The 18,210-nt window shown below is 57.3% G+C and carries 12 protein-coding genes, 1 tRNA gene and 1 pseudogene; all 14 read left to right on the plus strand.

Annotated elements, in window-relative coordinates:
* Positions 1–257: 257 nt before the first annotated feature.
* The gene (locus J4864_RS09475; RefSeq protein WP_211814697.1) at positions 258–647 is read left to right on the plus strand and encodes a DUF3408 domain-containing protein; all 390 of its coding nucleotides are present in this window, start codon (positions 258–260) and stop codon (positions 645–647) included.
* A 368-nt stretch (positions 648–1,015) separates the two neighbouring features.
* A pseudogene (locus J4864_RS09480) lies at positions 1,016–1,504 on the plus strand (N-6 DNA methylase); the annotation flags it as partial.
* Positions 1,505–2,173: 669 nt separating this feature from the next.
* Entirely contained in the window at positions 2,174–3,409 is a 1,236-nt protein-coding gene (locus J4864_RS09485) for a replication-associated recombination protein A (RefSeq protein WP_211814698.1), read from the plus strand.
* A gap of 125 nt (positions 3,410–3,534) precedes the next feature.
* The gene (locus tag J4864_RS09490) at positions 3,535–4,485 is read left to right on the plus strand and encodes a D-2-hydroxyacid dehydrogenase (protein ID WP_211815409.1); all 951 of its coding nucleotides are present in this window, start codon (positions 3,535–3,537) and stop codon (positions 4,483–4,485) included.
* A 76-nt stretch (positions 4,486–4,561) separates the two neighbouring features.
* The gene (locus J4864_RS09495; protein WP_044112484.1) at positions 4,562–5,221 is read left to right on the plus strand and encodes a trimeric intracellular cation channel family protein; all 660 of its coding nucleotides are present in this window, start codon (positions 4,562–4,564) and stop codon (positions 5,219–5,221) included.
* 94 nt (positions 5,222–5,315) lie between these two features.
* Positions 5,316–5,389: transfer RNA gene (locus J4864_RS09500), tRNA-Arg, on the plus strand.
* Positions 5,390–5,495: 106 nt separating this feature from the next.
* Positions 5,496–5,963 carry an anaerobic ribonucleoside-triphosphate reductase activating protein gene (gene nrdG, locus J4864_RS09505; RefSeq protein ID WP_211814699.1) on the plus strand — a complete coding sequence of 156 codons (468 nt, stop codon included), beginning with the start codon at positions 5,496–5,498 and terminating at the stop codon, positions 5,961–5,963.
* Between the two features lie 459 nt (positions 5,964–6,422).
* Positions 6,423–6,908, plus strand: coding sequence for a D-Ala-D-Ala carboxypeptidase family metallohydrolase (locus tag J4864_RS09510; RefSeq protein WP_211814700.1), 486 nt, complete (start codon positions 6,423–6,425; stop codon positions 6,906–6,908).
* Between the two features lie 775 nt (positions 6,909–7,683).
* Entirely contained in the window at positions 7,684–8,223 is a 540-nt protein-coding gene (locus J4864_RS09515; RefSeq protein WP_211814701.1) for an HU family DNA-binding protein, read from the plus strand.
* A 260-nt stretch (positions 8,224–8,483) separates the two neighbouring features.
* A complete protein-coding gene (locus J4864_RS09520) occupies positions 8,484–8,576 on the plus strand; it encodes a smalltalk protein (RefSeq protein WP_156792412.1) in 93 nt (30 codons plus the stop codon).
* Positions 8,577–9,770: 1,194 nt separating this feature from the next.
* Positions 9,771–13,055, plus strand: coding sequence for a SusC/RagA family TonB-linked outer membrane protein (locus J4864_RS09525; protein ID WP_211814702.1), 3,285 nt, complete (start codon positions 9,771–9,773; stop codon positions 13,053–13,055).
* A gap of 18 nt (positions 13,056–13,073) precedes the next feature.
* Positions 13,074–14,834 (plus strand): RagB/SusD family nutrient uptake outer membrane protein, encoded by a 1,761-nt coding sequence (locus J4864_RS09530; RefSeq protein ID WP_211814703.1) that lies wholly within the window; start codon positions 13,074–13,076, stop codon positions 14,832–14,834.
* Between the two features lie 31 nt (positions 14,835–14,865).
* Positions 14,866–16,155, plus strand: a complete 1,290-nt coding sequence (locus J4864_RS09535) for a glycan-binding surface protein (protein ID WP_211814704.1) — start codon at positions 14,866–14,868, stop codon at positions 16,153–16,155.
* 97 nt (positions 16,156–16,252) lie between these two features.
* Positions 16,253–17,926 carry a glycoside hydrolase family 26 protein gene (locus J4864_RS09540; RefSeq protein ID WP_211814705.1) on the plus strand — a complete coding sequence of 558 codons (1,674 nt, stop codon included), beginning with the start codon at positions 16,253–16,255 and terminating at the stop codon, positions 17,924–17,926.
* The last annotated feature ends 284 nt before the right edge of the window (positions 17,927–18,210 follow it).

Here is an 18,210-nt window from a genome sequence, read left to right on the forward strand (position 1 = left end):
GTGGGAAGTGTCTTCTAACAATACCGAAATTCGGAACTCTAACAGTCCTTCTTCCGATGATTCAAAGCCCAGAGTTATCTTCTCTCAGAAGGGCGATTTCATCTACATATTAGTCGTTCTATCTCTGGCATTTGCCTATTTTCTTATTCAATACCAGCGTTTAAAGCGATGGATAAGCGAACACCCAGACTACGCCATACTGGTTTTCGACCTTCAAGATATGGGGTATGTTAAGCAAAAAGGGAGAATAATAAACGATGGTTTTCTCCCTATTAGCAGAGGACGAATCTACTTCACAAGAAGCGACTGCGGTTCCTGAAAGAGAAAGACGAACAAACAAGCAGGACACAGAGAATACCATGCACTCCGAGCCTGCACGGAACACTGAGAGTGCAACTATTCAAAGATGTATCAGTGCCAAGATGAGAATGAAAACACTTGAAGCCTACAAGCAAGCCTATCTTGTGCCGACCAAGTTAAACAATCGTAAGGCTGTCTATCTGAGTAGGGAGACACAGGAGCGTGCCGACTTTATTGTGCGTAGATTAGGCGACAGGGGTAGCAACCTTTCAAGCTTTGTTGAGAACATCGTGCGTCAGCATCTGGAGGATTATGGTGAGGACATAGAGAAATGGAGAAGACTGTAAGCCGTAAGAAAAGGTAGACGGTTTTCTGGAAAAAGGTCTACCCTTTCCTCAAAATAGGTCTACCTTTTCGAGCAAATAGGTCTACCTTTTTTGCTAAAAGGGTCTACCTTTTCTTCTTCGGTTTAGTTCTCTGTGAGAATACCACGAATGCAGTTAGTCATAGAATGCACGGCATTCGTTTTTAGGCTATAAAACGTTTTAAGCGTAGATGGTTTGTTCGGTAGCATTGCAAGACGTCAGTTTGTACCCACAAACTGCGCCCAGCTCCCCTCGTTCGATTGTCGGGGAGATAAGACCGTAATCACTCCGTTCTCATCGGTCAGCATTCAAGAATTAAGAGACAATGAATCATCTATAATGATAAACTTTCAAAGAAACTTATTGAGAAAAAGATCCTCAAACGCATTGTCGACGAGCATTGGGTGTATGGCTGCGTGTCAATGCCAAGCAATGTGTTTGCCAATACGGGTACGAATGTTTCTGTGTTATTCTTTGATAAGTCTGCATCTGCTGGAAAGGTGGTACTTATCGATGCCGGCAAGTTAGGTGAAGAATATGAAGAAGGTAACAACCAAAAGAAGCGGTTGCGTGATTTTGAGGTGGAAAAAATTGTTTCCACTTTCCGTGAATGTAAAGCTGTTGATGATTTCTCTGTTTGTGTGCCGTACGACGATATTAAGGAGAAAAACTATTCCCTTTCTGCTGGTCAGTATTTCGACATTAAAATTGAATATGTGGATATCACAGAGGAGGAATTCAATATTCGCATGGCTTCATTTCGCCAGACACTTGCCGAACAGTTTGCTGAAAGCCATAGACTTGAAGAAGAAATCATGCGTCAGCTTGATAGCTTATGATTTATCAGTTCAATCCTCTTTTTCCTTTCCGAGATCAACCGTGAGGTTGATAGCCTGTTCCTGCATGTATTTTTTCATGGATGAGTTTTATGGTTCTTCCGGAATAGGGAGTGATAAAGTAAGCCTGCTACATAATAAGGCGGAGAAAAGAGAGGGGGAATATTATCCCGAAGGCACAAAAGAGCGACAGAGAGGTAATGTGCGGGGTTCTTTTATTTTTGAGATCAACGCATTCTCATTCTTACAAACCGATGGAGCCGGGCGGTAAGTCCAGTGCGCCTGCGGCGGCATTCCACGGCGGAACTTGTCCACGGTGATCACCTTGTACCGCTCCCGGATAATCCTGCACATACGAAATCGGACCGGAGACATTGCGCCTGCCCGTGGATGGAGGTCTGTCACGGGAAGCAGGGCCTTCGGGTCGGGCAGGCGGATGTGCCGGACGTCCCGTCCATCGGTCAGGTCACCGCACCTCTTCGATGCCCTTTCCCTTGATCTGCCGCTTGCCATGCGCTCCGCTTTCGGGGCCGGCGCCGTCCGCACGTCCTGCTGTTTTTCCCTTCTCGCTCTTCCGCCTTCCGCTCCTGTAGTCTGCAAATATGCCGCCCCGTCTACACGGATATAGAAAAAATTGCTTACTTTTGCCTTTGAATAAAAACAGGAAGCGACATGGAACCACTGGCAGAACGGATGCGGCCGCGCACCCTCGACGACTATATCGGACAGCAGCACCTCGTGGGCGAGGGGGCTGTGCTCCGGCGGATGATCGACTCGGGGCGCATCGCGTCGTTCATCCTCTGGGGACCGCCGGGCGTGGGCAAGACGACGCTGGCGCAGATCATCGCCCACCGGCTGGAGACGCCGTTCTACACCCTCTCGGCGGTGACGAGCGGCGTGAAGGACGTGCGCGACGTCATCGAGCGGGCACAGAACGGCCGCTTCTTCAATTCCGCATCGCCGATCCTCTTCATCGACGAGATACACCGCTTCTCCAAGTCGCAGCAGGACTCGCTGCTCGGTGCCGTGGAGAAGGGGACGGTGACGCTCATCGGGGCGACGACGGAGAACCCGTCGTTCGAGGTGATACGGCCGCTGCTCTCCCGCTGCCAGCTCTATGTGCTCAAGCCGCTGGAGAAGGACGACCTGCTGACGCTGCTCCACCGGGCGGTGGCGGAGGACACGGAGCTGAAGAAACGGCATATCGACCTGCACGAGACGGATGCCCTGCTGCGTTACAGCGGCGGCGACGCCCGCAAGCTGCTGAACATCCTCGAGCTGATCGTCGATGCCGCGCCGGACGGCACGGTCACCGTCACCGACCGCATCGTGGAGGAGCGGCTGCAGCAGAATCCCCTTGCCTACGACAAGGACGGCGAGATGCACTACGACATCATCTCGGCGTTCATCAAGTCGATCCGGGGCTCCGACCCCGAGGCGGCTCTCTACTGGATGGCGCGCATGATAGAGGGGGGCGAGGACCCGAAGTTCATCGCCCGGAGGGTCGTCATCAGTGCGGCGGAGGACATCGGACTGGCGAACCCCAACGCCCTCCTGCTGGCGAACGCCGCCTTCGATGCCGTGACGAAGATCGGATGGCCCGAGGGACGCATCCCGCTGGCCGAGGCGGTGGTCTACCTGGCACGGTCGAAGAAGGACAACTCCGCCTACAAAGCCATCAATGAAGCCCTGGAGCTGGTGCGCCGCACCGGCAACCTCCCCGTCCCGCTCCACCTGCGCAATGCGCCGACGAAGCTGATGAAGGACCTCGGCTACAGCGACGGTTACAAGTACCCGCACGATTACCCCGGCCATTACGTCGAGCAGCAGTACATGCCCGATGCGCTAAGCCTCACCCCCGAAAGCCTCACCCCCGGCCCCTCTCCGAATGGAGAGGGGAGTGATTAGCGATGAGGATTGAGGTCAGCGGCTATCCATCCCGCTTATCCTCGCTTATCCTCGCTTCCTGCCATTCTCGCCTATCCCCGCCCATCCCCGCTTATAAAATCGCCCATCATCGCTTATCATCGCTTATGAAAATCTCCATCCTCGACTGCCATGCAGTCAACCCCGGCGACCTCTCCTGGGAGCCGGTGAAGTCGCTCGCCGACTGTACCATCTACGACCACACCTGCCAGGAGCAGGTGGTGGAACGTGCCAGGGAGGCCGACGGCATCCTGATCAACAAAGTGCGCGTCACGCGCGAAGTGCTCGACGAGCTGCCCCGCCTGAAGTATATCGGAGAGCTGGCGACCGGCTACAACAACATCGACCTCGAGGCCGCCCGTGAGCGGGGCATCGTCGTCTGCAACATTCCGGCTTACAGCACCGACAGCGTCGCACAGCACGTCTTCGCACTCCTGCTGAACGTCGCCACCCGGGCCGACCACTATGCACGGGCCGTACGGCAGGGCGAGTGGAGCCGCCAGCGCGACTTCTGCTACTGGGACACGCCGCTCATCGAGCTGGCCGGCAAGACCATCGGCATCGTCGGGCTCGGCAACATCGGACAGCGCGTGGCGCACATCGCCCACGCCATGGGCATGGACATCTCCGCCTGCACCAGCCGGAACAGCAGCGACCTGCCCGAGTGGATCCGCAAGACGACGCTCGAAGGGCTGCTCAGCACCTCCGACGTCATCACGCTGCACTGTCCGCTGACGGCCGGCAACACCCGCATGATCAACGCCGGTACGCTGGCAATGGTTCATCCCGGTGCCATCCTCATCAACACCGGACGCGGCGGCCTCGTCGACGAACAGGCCGTGGCCGCCGCCCTGGAGAGCGGACAGCTCGCCGCCTACTGCGCCGACGTGCTGACCGACGAGCCGCCCCGCCCCGACAACCCGCTCTTCCGCCAGCCCAACGCCTACATCACGCCCCACATCGCCTGGGCGACCCGTGAGGCGCGCCAGCGGCTCATGGAGGTCTGCGTCGAGAACATCAGGCGGTTCATCGCAGGGAATCCGCAGAATGTGGTGTAAGGGCATCACTCTCATCCCCGCTTATCATCGCCTATCCCCGCTTATCATCGCCCATTATCGCTTATCTCTGCCCATCATGCCCTACGCTGACCCCCAGCTCGTCCACACGCTCCAGGTGATCCTGGAGTTCCTCGGGACATTCGCCTTTGCCATCTCCGGCATCCGCCACGCCGCACAGAAGCATTTCGACTGGTTCGGAGGCTACGTATGCGGGTTCGCCGTCGCCATCGGCGGCGGTACCATCCGTGACACCATGCTCGGCGTGCGTCCGTTCTGGATGACGGACATCATGTACGTCCTCTGTACGGCGCTCGCCCTGCTGCTCGTCATCCTCTCGCGCAAGTGGATCAGGCGGCTGCGCAATGCCTGGTTCGTCTTCGACACGCTCGGACTGGCACTCTTCACCATCGCCGGCATCCAGAAGACCATCGCCCTCGGACATCCTTTCTGGGTGGCCGTCATCATGGGCTGCATCACCGGTGTGGCGGGCGGCGTCATCCGCGACGTGCTGCTGAACAACGTGCCGGTCATCTTCCACAAGGAGATCTATGCCATGGCCAGCGTGGCAGGCGGACTGCTCTACTGGGTGCTCCTCGCCCTCGGACTGCCGCTGCCCCTGACAGTCGTCGTCACCTTCCTCACCATCTGCATAATCCGCTTCATAGCAGTGGGTTATCACATCTCCCTGCCGACACTCCACGGTGAGAATGAAAAAAAACGGGAAAAAAGACACTGAAACATTTGGCAGAACCGATTAAAAGTCCTACCTTTGCACTCGCAATTAAGGATTGGGGCTTCGGCTTCTCCGTCCGTTGCGACCATAGTCTTATGGTTCCGTAGCTCAACTGAATAGAGCACTTGACTACGGATCAAGAGGTTACAGGTTTGAATCCTGTCGGAATCACACAAGGGAATACTCGAAAGAGCATTCCCTTTTTTCATCTCTCCCTCTCCTCATTCCAAACTTTCTTCCTACCTTTGCAGGTATCATCCATCACACGTCAACCGCTATGTTACGTTATATCAATACAGATATTGTCTTTCAGGAGTTTCCCGACGAGGTGACGCTCGCCATCAACATCTCCGGCTGTCCCTGCCACTGTCCGGGCTGTCACAGCAGGTTCCTGTGGGCAGACACCGGCACAGCACTGACGGAGGATGCGCTCTCGGGCCTGATCAGTGCGGCGGCCGATACGATCACCTGTGTCGGTTTCATGGGCGGTGACGGGGATCCGGCGGCGGTCGACAGGCTTGCCTGCCACGTCCTGCACTGCCACCCGGGACTGAAGACGGGATGGTATACGGGGCGCACGGCCGTCTCGCCGCTCGTCTCGCCGAAGCATTTCCATTATATAAAGGTGGGACCCTATCTCCGCCATCTCGGCGGGCTGGACTCTCCGCGCACCAACCAGCGTATGCTCCGTCGCCGCCCTGACGGCTCCTTCGAGGACATTACCGCACGCTTCTGGAAGAAGTGAGGAGGGCGTTCCCCGGCCCTTTGGAAGGATGGGAAGCCTCCCCCGCCCCTCTCAGAGGGAGGGGCGTGCAGGATGGGGCGGGGTCGGAAAAGACAGGGACAGACCCTGATAAGCGGTGGCAAGACGCTTCCTGACCGACTTCCGTCAGGCACTTGTCTTCTTCTAAGGGTTTGAGGGAGGTTGTCTTCGGAGAGGGAGGAGACGCTCTTCGGATGGTCTGGGCGGGTCTTTTATCCGCCCTTTCCGTTTTCTATTGACACAACTACACAGCTCTTGTTTGGAAACGGCTTATTTCTGCCGTACCTTTGCATCGTCATCAGGAATAAAGATGACGGCACAATCTCTATTACACTGACTGAAGGGTCTTTGATAAGAATTTATACTGACTGAATAGTCTGCAAAAATTTACACGGCCTGAAAGGTCTATAATAAAACTGGAAGTTCTATAATAATATGTATATGGCAAACGAAACGAAATCTACAGACCTCGATTACGAAGAGCGGCTCTCTCCCCACTTCACCGTGGGAGAGATGCTCCGCTCGGGGACAGCGCTCACACTGGGCATTCCGAATCTGCCGCCGGCGCAGTCCGCCGGCGACGAAACCGGCAGGGAGGAAGTCATGGCGAATCTCCATGCGCTCTGCGAGCAGGTTCTCGAACCGCTGCGGCGACAGGTAGGGAGGGTGATCATCACGAGCGGTTACCGCTGCGAGGCACTCAACGAGGCGGTAGAGGGCGCACGGCATTCACAGCATCAGAGAGGTGAGGCGGCTGACATTCACGTCACCGGGACGGAAATGTGCCGCAAATACGCCGCCATCCTCCGGCGCACCCCCTTCGACCAGCTGATCCTCGAACCGCGTCTTTCGGCGAAGAAACGGTGGATTCACGTGAGTTACAGACGTACAGGACACAACCGGCACCAGGTGCTCGGGATGGGGTAGGGGCGACATAAAGGGAAGATGTGGGATGTTCCCTTTTTGTCGGAGGAAGATGGGAATCAATTGCGTGGAAGCTGGACTGCCCCACGGAAAACGTACGGAATCGGCGCAGGAGCGGATGCCCGAAGTCCCCGGAACCGGCACAGTCGGCATGGTGCCGGAAGCTGAAAGGGGAGGCGGGAGGCGGCTGAACGGCATGCTGCCGGAAGTCGGAAACAGAGCAGGGAGATGCCGAAGAAAGCAGACACGGATGCAGGCTGTGGTACGAAGCGGCCCCGTGAGGAGGGACTGGAAATGCCGGATAGTAAACGGAAACAGCTGTTTTCCTGTTCCCGGTAATCTCTCTGCGGGATCTTTTCCGCTGCCGTGAGATTCTGTCAGTGCGGGGCGGGGCAGCCTGTTCAGTCCTCTTTTCTGAAAGGCAGAGGAGACCTGATTGTTCTATAAGTCACTTATCTGCAAATTTTTAATTAATTGTATTTTTAATTTTATACATCTTTATATTTATGATGAATTATGTCTATACGTTTTTGTGCTTTCCGCTTTTTACCTTTATATTTTTATATGTTTTTGCATTATTGACTATTTAGGTTTTCATTTATTTATCTTTCCATCTTTTTACTTTTTTACCTTTTTACTTTTTTGTCTTTTCATCTTTTTACTCTTTTATTTTTTTATTTTTTCATTTTTTTGTCGCATTATCTTTTTATGCCTTTATAGGTTCAGTCATTTTATTCTTTAATTTTTATTATTTATTCACCTTTTAAATTCTCAAGTTATGTCCATCAAGTATTGTATGTATCAAGACAACCGTAAGAACAGCAAGCGTAAGGGTTTCTGGTATGCCCGCGCCATTTCTCCCGACGTGGTCGGTGTGAAGGAGCTTGCGCAGCGCATCGGCAACCGGTGTACCGTCACCGAGCCGGACATCCTGGCAGTGATCAGCGCCCTGGTGTTCGAGATGAACCAGGTGCTCAAGGCCGGCAGCCGTGTGAAGATCGACGGATTGGGAACATTCCGTGTCGGTTTCCATTCGCAGGGTGTCGAGCACGCCAAGGACTTCAATGTCCAGAAGAACATCTACGGTGCGCACGTGCTCTTTGCGCCGACCGTGACGGTCGATGCCACACGCCGCCGCATCAAGACGCTCATCAGCGGTCTCCGCATCCAGGAGGCTGTCAAGTACGACGCCCCTGTGGGGAAGGGAAAGGCCAAGGACGACGGCAAGGTCAAAGAGCCCGAGCACAGCACGCCGTCCGGTCCGCAGGCCGGTGAAAACAACGGCGGTCACGAGAAGGACACCCAGCCGCAGGCGTAAGCAGTTAGGGCGGAGGAGGCCGGTCGGGTGAGTAGGGGAGGGGAGAGGCCGAAAAGGGATGTGGGAAAAGCTGCGGGCCTGCTTTTCCGCTGGTCTTCAGAGGAGACGGCGATCTCTTCCGGACTTCAGGCCGGCAGGTTCCGGGAGCGGCTCCCGCTGTTTTCCAGCAGTCTCTCCCACCTCTTCCGCTTCCGTCCTCCTCCTGCCTTTTCCGGGTGCTTGAAGATTCTATTCATTCATTTTTTAAATTCTTTCATCTTATGAACAAACCAGTCTGGAAAAACATTCTGAACATTCTGATCTCCGTCCTCACCGCTTTGGCGACGACCCTCGGTGTGAGTTCCTGTCTTTAAGCCCTCACACACACAACCGTCTCGGCCTTAGACTTTCTTTAGGAAGTCAGGGTTTATAGACTTATTTGACAGGTTGTACCTCTTTGTACGGCAGATACTTACACTGGCTGTGAACGACGCATGGGTAGCTTTCGTGCGACACTTTGGGAAGTTCTCTCCGACAGACCGGTAAGTTCTGGCCGACAAAAAGGGAGCCTGTTTCCTGTCTGGCCGACAGAAAGGGAGGTTGTGGGCGACAGAAAGGGAGCTTTCCGTCCTCCGGTTTCTTTATTCTTTACAAAGACGGCCTTTCTGTCTTCTTTTCTTTGCGATTCTGTCGTTACTAATTTGTCCTCTGTCTTATGACCTTTGATTTGTCTGTTTTCTAATATCCTATCAATCAACGGTATATAGATATGTGCGACAAATTAGTAACATTCTTCAAATGGATCGCCCCTGTATCTGCGACAAATCAGGAAGTTGCTGAAAATATTTGAAAACGATTCCGTGGACTCCCCCAGCGGTTCTGTGGCTTCCCCTTTGCGTTCCATGGACTCCCCCGGCGGTTCTGCGGCTCTCCCCTTTGTGATTTCGTGGTTTCTTCAAAAGGTTCTTTAGAAGTCCTCAACGGCGGTCTGTATAGTCTGTCTGGAATGATTTTTTACACTTTTTTGTCGCCGTATTATATAAATATATATTCCTTTGTTTATGCTTCCTGATAAAAATAGGGTTTCATCCGGTTTTCTCCCTTATGGGGCTTCGGGAATTTGGAGTGATGAGGTTTGTCTCGTGCGTTGATAGCTTTGATGAAATGTCACACAGAGGGGCTAAAGGAGGTAAAGACCCCATGGCGGAGGCGCCGCCGTCATTCTATATTTCGGAAGAACCTCCCTGATTCCTGCCCGTCTTGTTCCTTCTCATAATAGTCTACGGAGCAAGATGGGCAACATAGTGTTAGCAACCGACAAGAAAACATCATCTTTATTCGACATTTAAGATTATCTTTGCACCGAGATTCATTCCCGGAGCAGGATGCCCGGAGAATGCAACCTAAATCGGACCAACGGAAGGTTGCACCGCCCGTACCGGGACGGCAGCCGGAGAGACAGGCAGACCACCGGAAGCTGTACATTCCGGTTCTTCATATTGCTGAACAGGACAGACAGGAAGGTACCGGCAGGCGAAGACGAAGAGACAATCTAAACCCTATCATATATGGAATTTAACAACAGTAAAACCACATTACTGGCAGGATGCCTGGCACTGACGCTGCTCGGGTATTCTCCGGAAGTACAGGCGGCCGGCGGAGGTGTCGTGCAGGCCGTCGCCCAGCAGGTCCGGAAGGTCACCGGACAGGTCACCGACGGCAAGGAGGCCATCATCGGCGCCACTGTCAAGCAGAAAGGTACGAACAACGCCACCGTCACCGACCTCGACGGCAACTTCACGCTGTCCGTCCCTGCGGGCAGCGTGATCGAGGTGTCGTACGTCGGCTATGTCACCCAGGAGGTGAAGGTCACCTCCCAGACCGCCTATACCATCAGACTTGCGGAAGACAACGTCGCCCTCAATGAAGTCGTCGTCGTGGGCTACGGTTCGATGAAGAAGAGCGATGTCTCCGGCGCGTCCGTCACCATGGACGAGAAGAAGCTGCGCGGCTCCATCGTCACCTCGCTCGACCAGACGCTGCAGGGACGTGCGGCAGGTGTCACGGCGACCAGCACGTCGGGTGCTCCCGGCACGTCGTCGAGCATCCGCGTCCGCGGCCAGGCCACCATCAACGCCAACGCCGAGCCGCTCTACGTCATCGACGGCGTCATCGTGCAGAGCAGCGGCGCAAGCGGCTCGTCGTACGGACTGGGCGACGCGCTGGGCAACGGAAAGGTGTCTACCATCTCTCCGCTGTCGACCATCAACCCCAGCGACATCGTTTCGATGGAAATCCTGAAGGACGCCTCCGCCACCGCCATCTACGGCGCGCAGGGTGCGAACGGCGTCGTCCTCATCACCACCCGCCGGGGAAAGGCCGGCGAGGCGAAGTTCACCTACGACGGCATGATGGCCTGGAGCCGGCAGACACGCCGCCTGGACATCATGGACCTGCGGGAGTTCGCCGACTACTACAACGACTTCGTGGCCACGGGACAGATCAATCCCGCCACGGCCGACAAGCACTATGCCGACCCGTCGCTGCTGGGGAAGGGCACGAACTGGCAGGATGCCATCTTCCAGACCGCCTTCCAGCACTCGCACCAGATTTCCGCACAGGGCGGTTCGGAGAAAGTGCAGTACTACGTCTCGGCCAACTACATGGACCAGGAGGGAACGATCATCGGCAGCGAGTTCGACCGTCTGGGAATGCGCGTGAACCTGGATGCGAAGCTGAAGCCCTGGCTGAAGATGGGGCTGAGCACCAACTTCTCCACCACCCACGACAACCTGAAGCTCGCCGACAGCGACCAGGGCATCATCAACTACTCGCTGACCACACCGCCCGACATCCCCATCTATGACATGGCCGGCGGCTATTCGTCGGTATCGAAGGAGGGCTTCACCAACCCCAATCCCATCGCCATGGCGATGCTGAACCAGATCAGGCTCGACCGCCGCAAGCTCAACGGCAACCTCTTCTTCGAGGTCACGCCCGTCAAGAACCTGGTATGGCACGCCGAACTGGGCTATGACCTCAGCGCCGACCGCGGCCGCCGCTTCCTCCCCACCGTCGACCTGGGCAGCTGGAAGCGCAGCATCAATTCCGCCTCCGTGCAGAAGGGGACGGGCACGTTCTGGCAGCTGAAGAACTACGTCACCTATTCCAACACCCTGGGCAAGCACAGCTTCTCGGCCATGCTCGGCCAGGAGATGTGGGAAAGCAAGTACGACAACAACCGGACGGGGAACACCAACCTTCCCGCCAACACCGTCAACAACCCGGCGCTGGGCACCGGCACGCCGTCCATCGGCGTAGGCTTCGGAAGTTCGGCGATGGCCTCGTTCTTCACCCGTCTGACCTATTCGTTCAACGACCGTTACAACGCCACCTACACCTACCGTTACGACGGCAGTTCCAACTTCGGGCCGAACAAGCGGTGGGCCGGCTTCCATTCGTTCGCCGCTTCATGGCGGTTCACCAACGAGAAGTTCTTCCAGAAGAGCTTCCTCGGGCCGTATGTGTCGAACGGAAAGCTGCGGGCAGGCTGGGGACAGACCGGCAACTCGGCCATCGGCTCCTACAAGTGGGGCACGCTGATGAAGGCCATGCCCACCCTGCTGGGGAAATCGTACCGGCCTGACAACATCCCGAACCTCGACGTGCAGTGGGAAAGCCAGGAGCAGTGGAACGTGGGCCTCGACCTGGGACTGTTCAACAACCGCGTCAACGTGACCCTCGACTGGTACCGCAAGGAGTCGAAGGACATGCTCATGCCGCTCCAGCTCCCGTCGTACATGGGCACCTCCGGCAACGTGTCGTCCGTCCTCGCGCCTCCCTACGGCAACTACGGGACGATCCGCAACACCGGTGTCGAACTGACTGTGAACACGCATCCGCTGACCGGACGCTTCCAGTGGGACTCAGAGTTCCAGATCTCGTGGAACAAGAACCGCCTGGTGGCACTCTCCGGGACGAAGAACGCAGCCATCGTGGGCTACGGACAGTGGAACGACGTGGTCAGCCTGTCCAGCGTGGGCGAATCGCTCTACAGCTTCTACGGATTCGTCACCGACGGCGTCTACAAGGACCTGGCCGACCTCGAGACCTCGCCGAAGACCTCGAAGTATCCTGCCGACGGCAAGAGCTTCGACCGCAACACCACGCCCTGGATCGGCGACCTGAAGTTCAAGGACATCAGCGGACCCGACGGAAAGCCTGACGGCAAGATCGACGACTACGACAAGACCAACATCGGATCGCCGATGCCGAAGTTCACCTTCGGATGGACCAACACCTTCCGTTACAGGGACTTCGACCTCAGCATCTTCGTCAACGGTTCCTACGGAAACAAGGTGTACAACTACATGAAGATGAAGCTCACCCACATGAATTCCCTGTGGAGCAACCAGCTGAAGGATGTCAAGGGACGTGCGCGCCTGGAGCCCATCGACCCCGCGAAGACCTATCCGGCAGGCAGCTACTGGTACACCGACGCCGGCAACATCCGCGTGGCGAACCCCGAGACAAGCATCCCCCGCGCCACCATCACCGACCCGAACGACAACGACGTGATCAGCGACCGGTACATCGAGAACGGTTCGTACATCCGTCTGAAGAACATCGCCCTGGGCTACACCTTCCCCAAGAAGTGGATCACGAAGTGGGGTATCGAGAACCTCCGTGTCTACATGAACATCCAGAACCTGCTGACCATCACCGGCTACGACGGCTACGACCCGGAAGTAGGTGCCAGCACGGCCGATATCAACGGCTATTCCTACGGCGTGGACAACGGCCGTTATCCCTCGCCGACGACCTATTCGTTCGGTCTGAGCCTGAGTTTCTAACATAAAACCTTCATCACAATGAAAAGATTAAAGTATCTATATACGGCCTGCCTCCTGGCAGCCGGCATGCTGGTCGCATCCTCGTGCAACGATTTCCTGGATCGGCCGGCGGAAGACTCCTACAATGCAGGGACATTCTACAAAGACGACAGCCAGTGCGTGCAGGGCGTCAACTACCTGTACAACTCGCCCTGGTACGATTTCCAGCGCGGTTTCATCAAGGTGGGCGAGGTCATGTCGGGCAACTACTACTGGGGGTCGAGCCCCTACATGACGCTCACCGTGAACAGCACCGATGCCGACCTCACGAGTATGTCCAACTCGCTCTGGTCGGTCATCGGACACGCCAACACCGTCTACAACAACCTCAAGGGCGCGTCGGCATCGCAGGCCGTGAAGAACCAGTGCATGGGCGAGTGCCTGGCATGGAAGGCCATGGCCTACTTCTTCCTCGTGCGTTCCTTCGGCGACGTGCCCATCATCCACGACAATTCCGCCATGCTGGCCGACGGTTCGTACAGCAACGTCAGCCGCGTGGAAAAGGCCGACGTGTACGATTACATCATCATGACGCTGGAGAAGGCGATGGAGCTGCTGCCCCGCAAGGGCAACCCCGGCCGCATCGACTACTATGCCGCCGAGGGACTCCTGGCCAAGGTCTATCTCTACCGGAGCGGCGTGAAGGCCAACGGAAACGGACAGCGTGATGCCGCCGACCTGCAGAAGGCCGCGCAGTATGCCAAGGACGTCATCGACAACAGCGGACGGACGCTGATGCCGAACTACTCGGATGTGTTCCGCCTGCAGAACGCCCTCAACAGAGAGTGTCTCTTCTCATGGCTGTGGACGGCGGACACCAGCATCTGGACCGTGCAGAACACGCTCCAGAGCGACCTCGCCATGCAGGGCTTCGACGAGTTCGGCGACTGCTGGGGCGGCTACAACGGCCCTTCAGCCGACCTGCAGGCAGCCTTCGGCGTGTCGCCGCTGGAGGACCCGGCGACGAGAACCGAGGTCGACGCACGCCGCAAGGCCACGATGATGATGGCCGGCGACTTCTACGACTACTTCTGGACCGACAAGACCGACCGTCAGGGCCGCAAGGGATTCAACTTCCTACAGTTCCTCTACGACAGCAACGGCTATGGCTCCGGCGGCCCGGGGACACTGCAGAGTGCGACGGGCGCCAACTGCGTGAAGCATCTCTACGGCGACGCCTACGACCACAAGACGTATGCCGTGGACGGCATCTCGGCCTCGAACATGCACAGCAGCCTCGCCACGCCGGTGCTGCGCCTGTCTGATGTCTATCTGGTTTATGCCGAGGCCGTCATCGGCAACAACGGCAGCACCGCCGACGCCAGTGCCATCGACGCTTACTACAAGGTGCGCAGCCGCGCCGTCAGGTCGGCCGCACGCCCGGCAAGCATCACGTGGGAGGATGTGTGGAAAGAACGCCGTCTCGAGCTGGCCATGGAGGGCGACCGCTGGTACGACTTCGTGCGCCGCAGCTACTACGATATGGCGGGCAGCATCCGCGAGCTGAAGCAGCAGAAGCGCGGCGCCTACTACGGCCTGAACACGCTCTACAAGAACTACTACGAGAGCAAGGCCTGGAACGTAGACCCCTCCACGATGCACTATGCCACGGAGACACAGGCTCCGAACGTGTCGGAGCAGAGCTTCACGCTGCCCTTCCCGAGCCAGGACATCGTGTTCAACGGCAATCTGCAGAAAGGCTCCGTACACGTCGATGTGCGCTCGACATACGCTTACTGATCCGAAACTTTCAAAAAACAAGAGACATAAGATGAAACATTCCAATAACATACGCCTTGCGCTGGCTGCCCTGATGGGGGCGGCAGCCATAGGCTTCGCATCCTGCGAGGACCAGCCCGACGAATACAAGTCAACGAGCGGAAGCCCCGAGGTGCAGTACGTCAGACTGCCCGAGAGCGCCGACTCCGTCATCACCAAGAGCTACCTCCAGACCACCGTCTGCCTCGTCGGAAACAACCTGCGCAGCATCCGCAAGCTGCTCTTCAACGACCAGGAGGCACTCCTCAACACCAGTTACATCACGGACAACACCCTGCTGGTGGACATCCCGAAGAACATTCCCGCTGCCGTGACCGACAAGATCTACATGATCAACGAGGCCGGCGACACCACCACCTACGACTTCCATGTCATCGTGCCGCCGCCCGTGGTGTCGGCCATGAGCTGCGAGTACGCCGCCGCCGGAGACGAGGTGACGCTGACGGGCGACTACTTCATCCAGGATCCTTACAAGCCGCTGAAGGTGAAGTTCAATGACGGCACGCTGCCCGTGACCGACATCAGGTCGATTTCCAAGAACAGCATCACCTTCACCGTACCGGCCGGCGCACAGAGCGGAAGGGTCTGTGTGGAGAGTGTCTACGGCGAGAGCAGGTCGCAGTTCGTCTACAAGGACAACCGCAACATCCTCTTCGACTTCGACGGATCGCACGGCGGACTGGCCGGCGGACACGGCTGGCGGCCGGGACGCATCCGCACCGGCGGCATCGACGGAAGCTACCTCTATCTCGGCGGCGCGGCGATGCTGGGCAAGGTGGGGGCCACCTGGGACGAGGACGACTTCGCCATGAACTACTGGCCGGAGCCTTCGGCGGGATTCCCCGAACTGACCGCCATCCCCTCCTTCGCCAATATGCTGGACACCTGCGACATCGGCGACCTGGCCCTGAAGTTCGAGTGCCGCGTGCCGGAGACGTCTCCCTGGAGCGCATCCGCCCTGCAGCTCATCTTCACCGGCAACCAGGATGTCACCGCCCTCACGGCGAACAGCCAGTATTACAACAACGCCGACATCGCACGCGGACTGTGGATACCCTGGCAGACGACCGGCTCGTTCAGCACGGGCAGCGGCTGGACGACGGTCACCATCCCGCTCTCTGCCTTCAACAAGACGCACGAGGGACAGGCGGCCGGAAAGACCGTCGCCAAGAACCGCATGACGGGCTTCACCTTCTTCCTCTGGAACGGAGGCGTGGAAGGCACCGACTGCACACCCGAGCTGGACATCGACAACATCAGGGTCGTACCGATCAGCAAGTAGAAACACCATGGCCGGAAGGGGGCAGGGAAGCGTCTGCTCACGAATGAGGATGCACCTTGCCCGCTTCCTTTCCCGTAAAAACAAAAGAAAAGAAACAATGCACACCCATAGACTTCATGCCGCAGCCCTTGCGCTGCTCTCGCTGACGGCCGCAGCCTGCAGCGACACCGTAGAACACTCCATCGCCGCCGTGGACGCACCGTCGTTCGTCAGCGTGAGCCCGCAGACGAACATCCGGGCCGGCCTCGACTCGATTGTCGTCACCTACGACAAGAACATCTTTTTCTCTTCCGCCGACTACCGGAAGATCACCCTCAACGGCTCGCCGGCCGTCAGCGCCAACGTCATCGGCTCGTCCAACCGGCTGCTCGTCATGGCCGGCATCAGCCGCGGCAAGAGCTACGAGCTGGTCATCCCCGAGGGCGTCGTCACCGGGCCTAACCGCATGGCGGCACCCATGGTGAAGGCCACCCTGACGGCCCAGACCCAGCACATCGCCGGCCAGCCGGTCAACGCCGAAGCGACCGCCGAGGCGAAGGCACTCTACCGGAAGCTGGCCGACAACTACGGCAAGAAGACCTTTTCGGCCACGATGGCTGACGTGGCATGGAACAACAAGACCGCCGAGAGGGTACACCGCCTCACGGGCAAGTACCCCGCCATCAACGGCTACGATTACATCCACCTGCAGTCCACCCGGCCGGGCGGATGGATCGACTATGCCGACATCACCCCCGTCAGGACGTGGCACGATGCCGGCGGCATCGTCACGATAGGGTGGCACTGGAACGTGCCCACCTCCGATCCCTACGCCTCCGTCGTGCCCGTCGTCCTCTACGGCGGCCCCGACAAGGTCATGCCGGGCGACTGGAGCGGGAACATACAGCTCACCACACAGGCGGCGAAGGACATCCTGGCCGGCGCCTCCATCGGGAGCAGACTGGTGGTGAAGATTACCGACGTGAAGCCGGGCGCACAGGGTTCCATCAAGAACAGCAGCTGGGCAGGCTTCGTGGACGAGAACGGAAAGAACTGGGACTACTTCGACATCAGCGGCGACAGCTACTCGATGACGCTCGACCAGACCACGCTCAACGAAATGCGGGCCAACGGCCTGATCATCGGCGGACACGACTATACGGTCACCGGCATCACCGTCGAGGCAGCCGGCACGGTGAAGTACGGCTTCTACGCCGCCAAAAGCGAGTTCACCCTCGATGCCGCCGTCACCGAAGGCACATGGGCCAACCGCTTCATGAAGTCCGACCTGGAGAAGATCGTTCCTTACCTGCGGCAGCTGCAGCAGGCCGGCATCCCGGTTCTGTGGCGGCCCCTGCACGAGGCGGCCGGCAAGTGGTTCTGGTGGGGCAACGGTTCCGCCGCCTCCTACGTGAAGCTCTGGCGCACGATGTACGATTACTTCAGGCAGCAGGGCATCAACAACCTCATCTGGGTGTGGACCTCCGAGAAGGCCGATGCCGACTGGTATCCCGGCGACGAATACGTGGACATCATCGGGACGGACGTGTACGGAAAGGACGGCAGCGCCGTCACGGCCGAGGAGATGGCGGCACGATTCAACGAGCTGGCCTACCGCTATCCTTCCAAGATGATTTCGCTGACCGAGTGCGGCACCGTCGCCGACATCCCCTCCCAGTGGAAGAGCGATGCCGCATGGAGCTGGTTCATGCCGTGGTACGGCGACGGACACGCATCGGACGAATGGTGGAAGGCGGCGATGGACTCCGAAGACGTCATCACGAGAAAGTGAAAGGTTTGAGGTTTGAGGTTTGAGGTTTGAGGTTTGTCCCAGGTCTGATCAATCCGTCTTGGGTTCGCTCCAATTGAAATACGGAGTCGGTTCGAGGTTTATCCCAGACGTGATCAATCTGCTTCCGTACGCTTTCAATTGAAACATTGGGATCGGGAGACCTCTTCTATAATGCGGTTCCGCATGATGAACGTTGAAACAAGAATATGAGAGATGTCGAATCAAGAACAAGGATGAACGTTGAAACAAGAACGATGAAGCTGTCAAGAATGATGAAGCTGCGT

It is taken from the genome of Prevotella multiformis, from assembly GCF_018127985.1.
Classification (GTDB): domain Bacteria; phylum Bacteroidota; class Bacteroidia; order Bacteroidales; family Bacteroidaceae; genus Prevotella; species Prevotella multiformis.